The sequence below is a fragment of the Stenotrophomonas maltophilia group sp. Smal12 genome (genome assembly GCF_037079935.1).
GTDB classification, from domain to species: Bacteria; Pseudomonadota; Gammaproteobacteria; order Xanthomonadales; family Xanthomonadaceae; genus Stenotrophomonas; species Stenotrophomonas sepilia.
Map to the genome: position 1 here is coordinate 1 of NZ_JBAWUK010000080.1, position 11,228 is coordinate 11,228.

The 11,228-nt window shown below is 59.4% G+C and carries 7 protein-coding genes and 2 pseudogenes; 6 read left to right on the forward strand and 3 right to left on the reverse strand.

Annotated elements, in window-relative coordinates:
* Nucleotides 1-162 precede the first annotated feature (162 nt).
* Nucleotides 163-417 (reverse strand): annotated as a pseudogene (locus WDC87_RS20920) (DUF998 domain-containing protein); the annotation flags it as partial.
* A gap of 627 nt (nt 418-1,044) precedes the next feature.
* Here WDC87_RS20920 and WDC87_RS20925 point away from each other — a divergent pair.
* Both WDC87_RS20925 and WDC87_RS20930 read left to right on the forward strand, forming a co-directional pair.
* Nucleotides 1,045-1,401: a hypothetical protein gene (locus WDC87_RS20925; protein WP_021201939.1), complete on the forward strand. Its 357-nt coding sequence runs from the start codon at nt 1,045-1,047 to the stop codon at nt 1,399-1,401.
* 45 nt (nt 1,402-1,446) lie between these two features.
* Nucleotides 1,447-1,935, forward strand: coding sequence for a cold-shock protein (locus WDC87_RS20930; protein ID WP_227836804.1), 489 nt, complete (start codon nt 1,447-1,449; stop codon nt 1,933-1,935).
* 76 nt (nt 1,936-2,011) lie between these two features.
* On the opposite strand, the gene WDC87_RS20935 is transcribed toward WDC87_RS20930, so the two are convergent.
* The gene (locus tag WDC87_RS20935) at nt 2,012-2,917 is read right to left on the reverse strand and encodes an Abi family protein (protein WP_049440011.1); all 906 of its coding nucleotides are present in this window, start codon (nt 2,915-2,917) and stop codon (nt 2,012-2,014) included.
* A gap of 445 nt (nt 2,918-3,362) precedes the next feature.
* On the opposite strand from WDC87_RS20935, the pseudogene WDC87_RS20940 reads away from it, so the two are divergent.
* The 4 genes and pseudogenes from WDC87_RS20940 to WDC87_RS20955 form a co-directional block, all read left to right on the forward strand.
* A pseudogene (locus WDC87_RS20940) lies at nt 3,363-4,268 on the forward strand (YifB family Mg chelatase-like AAA ATPase); the annotation flags it as partial.
* Between the two features lie 279 nt (nt 4,269-4,547).
* Entirely contained in the window at nt 4,548-5,327 is a 780-nt protein-coding gene (locus WDC87_RS20945; protein WP_301655301.1) for a hypothetical protein, read from the forward strand.
* A gap of 196 nt (nt 5,328-5,523) precedes the next feature.
* A complete protein-coding gene (locus tag WDC87_RS20950; protein ID WP_252744866.1) occupies nt 5,524-6,252 on the forward strand; it encodes a hypothetical protein in 729 nt (242 codons plus the stop codon).
* Nucleotides 6,253-6,729: 477 nt separating this feature from the next.
* Complete coding sequence (locus WDC87_RS20955; protein ID WP_252744865.1) at nt 6,730-8,256, forward strand: hypothetical protein; 1,527 nt, start codon at nt 6,730-6,732, stop codon at nt 8,254-8,256.
* Between the two features lie 329 nt (nt 8,257-8,585).
* On the opposite strand, the gene WDC87_RS20960 is transcribed toward WDC87_RS20955, so the two are convergent.
* Nucleotides 8,586-10,655, reverse strand: coding sequence for a DUF4238 domain-containing protein (locus WDC87_RS20960; RefSeq protein WP_252744864.1), 2,070 nt, complete (start codon nt 10,653-10,655; stop codon nt 8,586-8,588).
* Nucleotides 10,656-11,228 lie beyond the last annotated feature (573 nt).

The window sequence follows — 11,228 nt, forward strand, 5'->3', positions numbered from 1 at the left end:
ACATGACCATGGTGATCACTCCTGAAATCCCCCGAGCAAAAGATGCTCAGGATGTGGGCTTCAGGTGGGTCAGTTTTACCCGCGCATCACCGCCGAAAGTGGGTCAGTTCTGGATGCGCGCCAACAGTTGGTCAGCATGGAGATGCCAAAGATCATCCATCAGATCGCGCCCAAGGCAATCCGGCGGCCGGACTCCCGCCATACCCCAATGGCAAACGCCACGAATCCCACGCCGGAGCCGATGGCGGCGATCCTGGCGCAGATGCTTGCAAGCGTTGGCGCCTGCAGCAGCTCGCTGGCGTGTTGTGCAAGCGGGTTGTAGCCCGGCGCAAACACGGCGGCAACGCTGATCCAGAACAGGAACCACGGGAGCGGGACCAGACCCGCAGACAGAAGAAGTCGATTGCGGCGTAACACGTACAGTGATCCTTGTAGCGGCCTGCGCCAGTGGGTGGAGTCCGTTCAAACGCCACAGAACCTTCCTGCTGCGGGCAGAACAGTTCTGAGTGACTACAGCGGTAGTCAGATTCTGCGTGGCGCCCCGCGGGGTCAATAGGCAGAAAGTCACTCACGCATAGAGGCGAAATACGTGGCATCCATCAGCGACCGTCGGACCAATGCTGTCGCATTTGCCGCTCCCTGCGTCTCTGGCGGAAGGTTCTGACGACTCCGTCCCAGAAGTGCCGCTGCGCCAAGCACGCCAAGGCTCTCGCCGCTTTCCTCGCTATGCGACAATGCCAAAAACGTCTCGGGTTTTGGCGGCATTGACCCCTACCCGTTGGCATTCCGAACAACAGCAGGTAATCGTTACTGCGCCACCGTGCATCGGTGGTCGGGACTCGAAAGCCCGTTTTGTTGGGAAGTAGTTTGCGCTTGCCAGCCGGCACCACCGCGCGTGGTGCCGGCTGGCAATCCGTCTGCCGGCTATGGCGGGCGGGGCGTGGGGGTCCTGTACCCGCCGGTTCCCAACATCCGGTTTTCGAGCCACGCTCTGCCCGCCACCTTTATCGGTGGCGGCGTCCGCCTGCTTGCACGGAGCCCGCCATGACCACACCGCACTCCCCGCCCCCGCGCCCGATCCAGGAAGCGCCGTCACCCGCGCCCGCGCTGGACCCCAACAGCCTCATCGCCATCCTGCACGCCATCGGTGCGGGCGCTGCGGCCGACGGCCAGCCCTGGCCCGAGCGGCACCATCTACGCAGCCGGCAGATGGCGTTGTCCGACGCCGACTGCGCACTCACCGGCCAGCGCATCGTGCAGGAGATCCTGCTGGCGGCCGAGCGCACGCGCCAGAACGGCGAGCCGGAGCAGTACGTGGGCGACCGGGTGATGGAGGGGCTGGTGATGGCCGATCTCGCGCTGACCGCCTTCATCCACGAGCGGATGCGACCCAAGGACTGAGCGCGCTTATGGCGCGGACCTTTCTGCCTGTGTGCGGGGTGACGAATGAAGATGCACGGCCTTGCCGCTGCGGCGGTGTGCATCGCGGTGATCGGCGCGATGTGGGTGGAGTGGCCTGAGCCTGCGAGCGATCAGGTGTGGGCCTACCAGAAGCTGCAGCCGGACGATTACCGCCTGCTGCACAGTGATGCGCTCGGCTTCGTGACCGCGAAGGCCCACGAGGGTTTTGAACTGCATACACGCCATGCCAGAGCAACGTCCTTCGAGATCCGATGCAAGCGCGTGCTGGTGATGGAGGTGGAGAATGCGCCCTCGCGCGTGCTGATCCGCATGCCCGCCGATGCACGGTGGCGGGCGCCGGACATCGAGCGTCTGCGCACCAGCTTCGAGCGCTGGCTGGATCTGCATCAGAGCCAGGGAAGGTTGTTGGTGGAAAGTGCGGGGCCTTCGTGGGTTGAGGCGCGGTTTGGGCGCTTCAATGGGGCGATGCCTGATGAGCAGCGGTGTCTACTTGGGGCGCCGCACCGCGATTGACGAGAATCCCCCCGACCGGCCATCCATAACACGAAGCCACCGAAAGCTCTCTCGACAGCAAAGGCGACTCGTGGTCTCACCCGCGCCACAGGCGGTGCCCCTGCCATCCTGCCGCAGCCCCGAGGCTCTTCACTCGAACTTCGTTCGTCAGGCCAGCCGCGAGGTGGGCATCGACACGTTCACGCCAATCCTTGGAATCAGCGGTTGTCGCTTCCAGAAGTTTGCGAAGCAGGAGCAACAGAAAGAAGGAGCGGTTCGGCGCATACGGTGCCTCATGTTCAGACCATCCCGCCGACCGAGGACGAACCGCCGAAACACCGAGCTCCTTGTTCCAAAGCCTGCTGTGATGTGCAACGACGTTTCGCGCCACGCTGGTGACATGCAGCCAGTTCGCGAAGACGGGGGCTGCCAGGCCCATCTCACCCGCAACAGCTTTCTGCTCACGGGTACGAAGCGCTTTGTAGAGGCGGGAGAGCGACCCCAGCGACATGACTTCCGTTGCCATCCAAACCGGTACTTTGGGAAACGCCGGTGAGGTGTACTTGTCCCGGTAGTGCCGAATGAACGTCTCCCTGGAGCGCACCACTTCACTTTCGACGCCATCCAGCCAATCTGCATGCTCCTGTCCAGCGAAGGTCAGATTACACGCTTCCAGATGGCCGAAGGCGCCGCTCGCATGCGCAAAGTGGTACGTGAGCACGGTCCGCGTTGCGACCTCGATATGGCCGACGGCCTCCATCACCAGGTCTCTAAGCGCTCTATCGAACTCATAGAGGCTTATCGCTTCTTCGAATGTCGCTTGATCGCGGAAATTGTCGCTACCGGGCATGCGCTGTGTGTAGAGATAGCCCATAAGACGATAGTAGCCGACACGCTGCAGGTATCGATTGGCATTGGCGGTATCACCAATGGCAAGCCCGCGCTGCTGGAGCAGATCCAACTGTTCCTGAATCGACAGGGGCGGTTTGCGGTAGCGGGTCATCCCGACTCCAATCAGCAGGCAAAAAAAACCCGCCAATTTGAGCATGTCGCGAACTAGCGCGTCAGAGGCTTGGCGGGTGTGTTGGGTGAATTTTAGCGCCCCTTTTGCTTACCTTCAAGTAAATGTGTGTAGTTCTGGTGAAATGTAAATGCCTGTACGAAAAGCACTTCATGGGGAATTTTCTTGGATTTCCGCAGTCTCCCGGGCGCAGATCCAGAGAGGTGAAAGGCCGGCCCGGGCGAGCGGCAACGGCCTATTCCCCGGCGTTGTTCCACGTCATATCGGTTGAGTTCCGACACTCGATCGCGGACACCGGCCGCTATGAAGCGCGCAGGCGCACTCCAACGGTCTGCCGGAATCCCCCTAGCCGCTTCACCTGAAATCCCCGATATCCAACGCGGAACGCCTGCCGCACCATCAAGCGCCCCTCCGCAGGAAACCACACATGAGCCTGGCGCTGGTCCACAGCCGTGCCCGCGCCGGGGTCGATGCCCCGCTGGTGCGGGTGGAAGTGCATCTCTCCGGTGGCCTGCCCGCCACCCAGATTGTCGGCCTGGCCGAGACCAGCGTGCGTGAATCCCGTGAGCGCGTGCGTGCCGCCCTTCTTTGCGCGCGCTTCGACTTTCCGCAGCGACGCATCACGCTCAACCTCGCGCCCGCTGACCTGCCCAAGGAAGGCGGGCGTTACGACCTGGCCATCGCGTTGGGCATTCTGGCAGCCAGTGGCCAGATCGATCCGCAGTCGCTGCTGCAATACGAGTTCCTGGGTGAGCTTGGCCTGACCGGCGAGCTGAGGCCGGTGGCCGGCGCGCTGCCGGCGGCGATTGCGGCGGCTGATGCCGGGCGCATCTTGGTGGTGCCGCCGGGCAATGCCGCCGAGGCGGCCCTGGCCGAGCACGCCGATGTACGTGTGGCGCGCACGCTGCTGGAGTGCTGCGCCGGGTTGGGCAATCCGCGCCTGTTGCTGTCCGTGGAGCGCGTAAACACGACGCCGTTGCCACTGCCCGATCTGGCCGACGTGCGCGGGCAAGCGCATGCGCGGCGCGCGTTGGAAGTGGCGGCCGCCGGTGGGCACCATTTATTGCTGATCGGCAGCCCTGGCTGCGGCAAGACGCTATTGGCCTCACGCCTGCCCAGTCTGTTGCCGGACACCGAGGAAGCCGAGGCGTTGCAGCTGGCCGCGATTGCGTCGGTGAGTGGCGAAGGGCTGGACCCAAGACGGTGGCGGCAGCGGCCCTTCCGGGCGCCACATCACAGTGCCAGTGCGGCGGCGCTGGTGGGCGGCGGCAACCCGCCCTGCCCCGGTGAGATCTCGCTGGCCCATCACGGCGTGCTGTTCCTGGATGAGCTCGTCCTTAGGTCGTCAAGTTGAATGACAACATGTCGGCTTCTGGCGGGAAAAGGGAGTACTCACTGCGTTTCACATAGTCACCATGTGCGGGGTCCGTTTCCGACCAGAAGCAGACTCTAGGGGGAACTCCAAGCAATCGTATGGCATCATCATGCCGACTGAGCGGACGCGGATGAGCTGATCGAGATCGGCCGGGCCGGTGTACCGGACTAAGCACGCTCACGCGATTCGATCACTCAAATTAGTGTCGATCAGTTCTGCTACGAGGTAGGTTCCTGGATGAAATCGTTGTTGCAGTGCGTTGAGTGCACCAAGTCGGGCAGCGTCCAACCGTACCTGTTTGTAGGCGACTACTACGATGGACACACGGTCGAGGCCACATGTCCGCTCGGCCACGCAGCATTCTCCATCGTCCAGAACCCAAAGTTCGAAACGCTGCTGACCGCTGCCGCAGACGCATTGATCCATGATCAGACGCTTCAAGCTGTCGCATGCCTGGCTGCGTCGCGCGAGCGACTTTTCGAGCTTGCGATCCGTGTCTTCGCCCGGTCCAGCGGTGTTGATCCGGGCAACTTCGAGGCTTCGTGGAAGGAGGTGGCCTCGCAGTCTGAGCGGCAGTTCGGTGCTTTCTTGTTTCTCTATCTTGCTGCGACCGGAAAGCCCTACGAGTTCGACAAGAAACTAGCTACTGCCCGGAACGCGGCGCTCCACAAAGGCGAGATTCCAACGACGGGCGAAGTATTCGATTACGCAGACAAGGTCTACCAAGAAATCTCGAACTTGGCGAACTACCTGCGGACTGATCACAAAGAGTCGCTGCGTGCCGTGCTCCACGAAGAGAACATGCGTAAAGCCGGCCGAGCTCCCAAGGGTGTTCCAGTAGGAACCATTGCACTCTTCAGCATCTACGGAATCGAGGCAGAAGAGAACAGGGCAAATTTCAAGGAAGCGTTCGATCAGTACAGAGACTGGTTGCCCGCGCTACCGGAAGTTGCGGAATCGACACAAAAGGCTTCTGGCGTGCATACGACAAGGAGTCATCCGCCGCACTCCGAATAGAACCTTGCTTCCATGGTTCGCTGAGGCGGGATCCGCTTCGTACCCATTCCGATTCATGTGACGTCACGCGATTGGACGTTAATTGAGCACTTCGGAGTGTCTCGGTTCGGAGGCACGTATTTTCGACAAGGCATACTGCAGATACTATTTGGCAACAGGCATACTTGATTCACCTCAGTAACCTTCTCACTCGCACATGTCGAGCTTTCTCAACCCTGACGTTCTGCGGCTCTTCTTCGGCCCCCATTTCGACGTGGATGTCGCCATGGATGCGGTCATGCGGTACCAAGGCGTGAATGTCCTCAAAGGCGAACTTCGTGATTCAGCGACCACAGGTGTCCCGCACACGGGTATCCGGCTTGTCGGCCATCACGACGTGGACACCGGGTCTTCGATTTTCACTTTGATGCTGGAGCCCGGTCATATGAGCGGGGTCAGTTTTTTCGCTGAAAGCAAACATCGCTTGTTCGGAGGCAGCACACTGGTGTGCGTGCCCCTGCTTTACTGCTCGACGGAGCACACACCTACCGGTGATCACATCGTCTATCGGCATACCTACAAACGGCCACTGTTCACTCAAGAAGAGCTTGAGAGAATTAAAAAGAGTGGAACTGCAGAAGAGCAAGTTAAGGCGTTTGTTTTCACCAAAAGCCGCATCGGCTACGAGACGATCAAAGGCATGAGCTATGTCGGCCGATCTCGGCGCTCGTGGCAGCAAAGATACATGGAGCACGTTGAAGAAGCGCTGGAAAAGAACTCGAACCGCCGCTTTCACGAGGCCATGCGGGGGATGCAGGGCCAGAACGTGATCTGTGTGCACGACATCTCGGCTTATGGGATCCCTGAGGCCTCAGCCAAAATGATCGAAAGGCAACTGATCAAGACTTCCACGTTGTATCCGATGGGACTAAATATGCGGATCTAGACCCGTGAGAATTCATCCGCAACGTCATCTTTCTGGTCGCAGGAAATCGACCACTGGCGCAGTGTCCGCTTCCGGCCAAGAGCGGTCCTTCTTGACCTAACTGCTCAGCGGGCTTAGCAATGAACTCCAAACATCGAGAGGCCACCACGATGCGGTCGCCGTTAAGATCTTCTCAGATTCGTTGCAGACGCCGCCAGGTCCAATCTCCGATTCCTGACATTGATGCAAGGTTCCGGCAAACGCTGGCTACGGTGCAGCTGGGGCCATAGCCAAATAGCTCCAGCTTGCCTGCTCCAAGGGCGTCTCGGATACTGATAGGGCATCGTGTCAAGGCAGTTTCACCCTTTCGCCTGAGCTAGCCCGTCGAACATGGCCACCCCGACTGAATCCGAACAACCTAATCTCCTATCCAAGAACGATCCTACGAATAGTCCGTCGGGGCTTCCCCCATCCAATGGTTCCCCCAAGCGGAAGTGGTTGCGACAACTGCACTGGCAAGCCCACTGGCTTCTGCCCAATCTGATCCCGGGTCCATACCGGTCGCATCGTGACTACGAACGCGACCACGACCGGAAGCAGAACGAACGCATCCGCGTGCCGCTCGAGCTGGATCTCAGGGTAAACGTGATCTGGGGCGTCGAACTCTATGGATCGGCGGAAGTAGATGGCCTGTATAGCGGACTGGAAAAGCTTGGCTGGAAAGGCGCGGGTGCCTGGAACGAGAAGGACAGCGTGCTGAGGTGGGTCCGCGAGAGGCGGTCATTTGGTGCAGAGGCCTGGTTGAACGTGGGGTCGGTGCTAGGAAAAGAACGTCGCAGCAACACCTCATTGATCCACAACTTCGCAACGCTGCCGCCGGGAGTGGAGTCGTTGATGGTTCGTGTCCATCAGATCACCTCGTCCCTCACTGCGATGGTCGTGGGATTCGAGCTGGATGAGTCGTTGGCCCAGCGCTATGCGACAGAGCTCAACCAGGACCGCACGACCTACCGCCGGCGCAGCTTTCGGTCTCGCCTATGGATCGAATCCATAGGCCCAGAGAACCAGAAGCGCGAAGCTATCGAGGTAGCCCGGAGGGACCTTCGCCGCATGGTCGGGAACTGGTTCGGGCAGCACATTCCAGGCTTCTTCAGCGGACTGAATCGCCGCGAGAGGTTTCCAACAATGGAATTGCTGACCTCCCAGAGCGGGCCAATCTTTCATGAACCAGAGCATTCGCCAAACAACGGGTTTCCTAACTGGCGCTGGACATTGGCCAATGTTTCTCGGCATGAAACATGGACCTACAAGGACTTGCCTGGGCTTCAGCTATCGATGGGAGGATTCAGGGCGGGAGAGGAAGGGTTGCATATCCTGACTGCCTTGGATGTCGCCGCCTTCCCCAAGGAAAGGGTGGAGTTCTACGGCGGCAAGACCATGAAAGCCGTTCTCTATGTGTGCCACGAGGAACTTCAGGGAATTCTCATTCATGCATCGACGCTCGAATATCTCAAGGAACAACTCCGCGACATCAACGTTACGCGCGAGAACCTAAAGAAGGCACGATCAGGTCGACGTAGCGTCAAGCGCTCGCTGCGCGAGATCAGCCAATTCTTCGATAGAACACTGGGATCACCTGCAGTCGCAAGGGAGCTTGCTCGGAAGTCCAAAGATCTGGGCTGGTACAATCACGATTGCCCATCATTCACCACACCAGGCTGGAGGGATGGTGACAAGCCGCGAGAATTGCCTGAGGAAATTCGCGGCGGAGTCAATTACTTGGCTAATCGACTAACCGAGGAGGAGGTTTCGATACGTGAGCATTTCGAGCAAGTATCTGCAGTCCTCAGCGTTCGCGAGAGCATCAAAGCCCAACGCCGTATGGAATGGCTGACTGTTCTCGCACTGGTGGTGGCGTTCGCTTCGCTGATGGTCGCATTCCTGCCACGGGATAAGCTCGCCAAGGATCTCGACGCCCTAAGGAAAGACGTCGTCTCGGCATTCTGGCAGGCGAGAGAGGGATAGTTAAGAATCTGCACGTTGATAATCCCCACGCTGGGCGGAGTGACCCAGGCTCACCTTTGATACGAAACGATCTTAGTGCGGTTCGGTCCGCCGCACGAGCCAGCAAACAGCCGAACCCAGCACTTGGCGCGGCGGCCGCACCAATGTCCGCTTTCGGCCAGAAGCGGACGTCCAACGCCTGAGTTAAGCCGAGCCGCTAAGCGGCTTCGGCCTGAATGATGGGATGCCCCTTTTCCCTAGTCATCACGCGGCTTCGATGAGCCAGGCCGATACTGAATCGGGACACGGCATCTTGGGGGAATTCCATCCATCAATCTGCGCAAAGCGTTTTAGGGTGTACAGGGCGGCGCGCCCACCGTCACGTACATCTGACCGTCGTCCATTGGCCATGGGTGAATCCCGACAGACCAGAGCGCACGTTCCAGATGGCTTGTGAGCCCATACACGCCTTCAGTGGTGAAATTCTCAGGCACTTCGAAAAGCGTGCGAAGATCACCATGGAGTAGGCTCGACCATCTGCCTAGCTGCAGCGGCGCCAAGGCTGCCTGGATGGGTTCGTGCCTCCCCGCAGCGGCTCCAGAGCTCTGCGGGTCACCACTCGACTCGTTATGGCCATCGACGTGGCCACACCACTGCGCCACATGCTCGATGAGTGGGCCAACATAACTAAGCGCAGTTTCCAGCAGCTCGTTGACATCTTCGGAGGCTTGATACCGCACGTGCGCCTGTTGCAACGCCACGATGATGTCAGGGACATACCCTTTGATAAGAGCTGCATAGCGATCGCTCGCCTCCGTATCGAAGGAGGCCGTCGCACGTGAAATGTAGTACTGGCTCGGAACCGTGGAGATTGCGCGATGCAGGATGTGCGTGAATGGTCCGGCCGGGTATGTACCTTCACTATTCTGAAGGACATGACTTTCATCGAAGCTCGCTGACACCAGCATCTTAGCCATGGTGTGAATTGAGGCGCGCTGCGCGTCAGGTCGGTCTGAGAGCAAGCCTTGTGCGACCGGCCAGCCGAGCACGATGTGTTGTTTTTTAACGCCGTTTCGAAAAACGCTCACGCATCTACCCACGCCGACGCCATCAGGCCGCGGGCTGCTGGTTTGCGCCGGCAGTCGGGGATCACCCATGTCCAGCTCCTGCAGCGTCTGGGCATAGTTCCGTGCGATCGTGATGCCATCAAGCATGTGAAGGGGAAAGACAGCGGAGAGATCCTCGACCGATTCCCGCACGGCGTCAGTCAGCAATGCTGCATGCTCCTCGCCCAAATCGGCTGGCACGCTAAGTGTGTACTCACGCAAACGCGGCGCAGGCGGCGATGGCACTACGCGCGGGAACGACGGTGGATGAACTGACGACTGAACGTCCTCCACAGCATCTTGCACCAAGTGGACCACGGCTTGGCCGGATCGTCGACCTAGTGCCCCGGATAGTTCTGGCATCGGCGATGCGGCGATGAAAAAATCATCGCTGCAGGCGGCGCAGATATCACTGAGCTCGCCGGCGGAAACAGACACTCCCTCGCTGGCCGCCCCAATCAGCACACTGGAATCGTCCAGCGGAAGGATGCATGCATCCAGGTCCTGGGTACCTACTAGCAACAGGGGAGCCCAATCCATCTTGCTTGAACGCGCAACAGCGATGCAATCGGGCAGGACCACCGATTGCAAAGAAGCCTTAGTCCAGGCGAGCTTGGAAAGGGCGCTATCCCAAGCGCCAAAATTGCCTTCTGCCAGCGTGGCTTGGTGAGAGCGAGCGATGATCACGGGGAGTTGCCTGGCAATTTCTGCTTGCACCCCACCGAACGTCCAGTCGAACTCCGGAATGAAATCTTCAAAGTTCTCACGGACATAATACGCAAGCGTGCGCTCCAGGAGCGCCGGGATAACGTCGTGGCCCTCTGCTTCCAAGCGCTCGACCACACCTGAAGTTATGGCTCGCACTTGAGCAGTTGGAGCTGGGGCATCAACGTCTAGCAGTTTGCGAAGGCCAGCCGGGCTCCCCACGCTGTTGAGCATCGCTTGTGTAATCTTTTCGCCTGCGTCACCCAAGGCGGAGCGAATGTACGCGGTCCTGAGAACCAGATGAGTTACAAGTGCGCCGATCCGTTCGGCGTCGAGCCGATCCCCTGCCAGTGAGATGCGCGCATACTGCAGGTCCGACTGCACACGTGACTCCTGATCGGTAATTACGTCGTCCAGTGTGCGCTCGCCGTTCGTAGCAGCCCTTGAGTAGAAGTACTCTCGAACGCCGACGTGGCTAATAGCTAGTTTGCGAGGAGGATTACCTCGGAAGTGCCACCAAGTGCATTCGCCATCAGGTTCCTCTCGATCCGAGGCGAGAAAGCCTCGTTGAAGGAAGCGGGGAATGTAGTGCTGCCGTTTACCTGCCATGATTAAAATCCTTGTTCGTGCAGATCGCCCTTCGGTTGTCACGCGGCATTCGCGTGAAAGCGTGCACCAAGCAAGGCTAGCGGTTCGCCAGGTGCCAAGATAGATTGCTGAAAAAATTTCCCTCGGACCCATGGTCAGAGGACAATCATGCCCGTTCATTGCCAGCTACAGGTATAACTTGCCTGGTATGCAGGATTGTTCATATACACGCGCCTTGCGACGATGGAGGATGCTCACCCGGATTTCGACAAAATCCGCGCTGACGAAGGAACAGATAGAGCCTTAGCGCGCCAGTCGACAGCTGGTCGCGATCGTCGAATCGTTCCAGTGAATCGCACAGGGTTTCGTAGACGGTCGTCAGCCGTTTAGTGCGTACTGCCTCTCGAGCTCTACTGGGTACAACCCGTCGTTGCGACCTACATGTGCCGCGCATGCCATAATGCAGCCTGGACCGGCCAGAGTTCTGTAGACACTCAGTTGCCGCTCTGCGCGTAGCGCCTTTCAAACTCTACCGGTGACACGCCGCCAGCGGAACCATGCCGGCGGATCGGGTTGTAGAACATCTCGATGTAG

Coding starts and splice junctions, on each gene's coding strand:
- WDC87_RS20925 (WP_021201939.1), top strand. CDS start 1,045: ATGACCACACCGCACTCCCCGCCCCCGCGCCCGATCCAGGAAGCGCCG.
- WDC87_RS20960 (WP_252744864.1), bottom strand. CDS start 10,655: ATGGCAGGTAAACGGCAGCACTACATTCCCCGCTTCCTTCAACGAGGC.
- WDC87_RS20930 (WP_227836804.1), top strand. CDS start 1,447: ATGAAGATGCACGGCCTTGCCGCTGCGGCGGTGTGCATCGCGGTGATC.
- WDC87_RS20945 (WP_301655301.1), top strand. CDS start 4,548: ATGAAATCGTTGTTGCAGTGCGTTGAGTGCACCAAGTCGGGCAGCGTC.
- WDC87_RS20935 (WP_049440011.1), bottom strand. CDS start 2,917: ATGACCCGCTACCGCAAACCGCCCCTGTCGATTCAGGAACAGTTGGAT.
- WDC87_RS20950 (WP_252744866.1), top strand. CDS start 5,524: ATGTCGAGCTTTCTCAACCCTGACGTTCTGCGGCTCTTCTTCGGCCCC.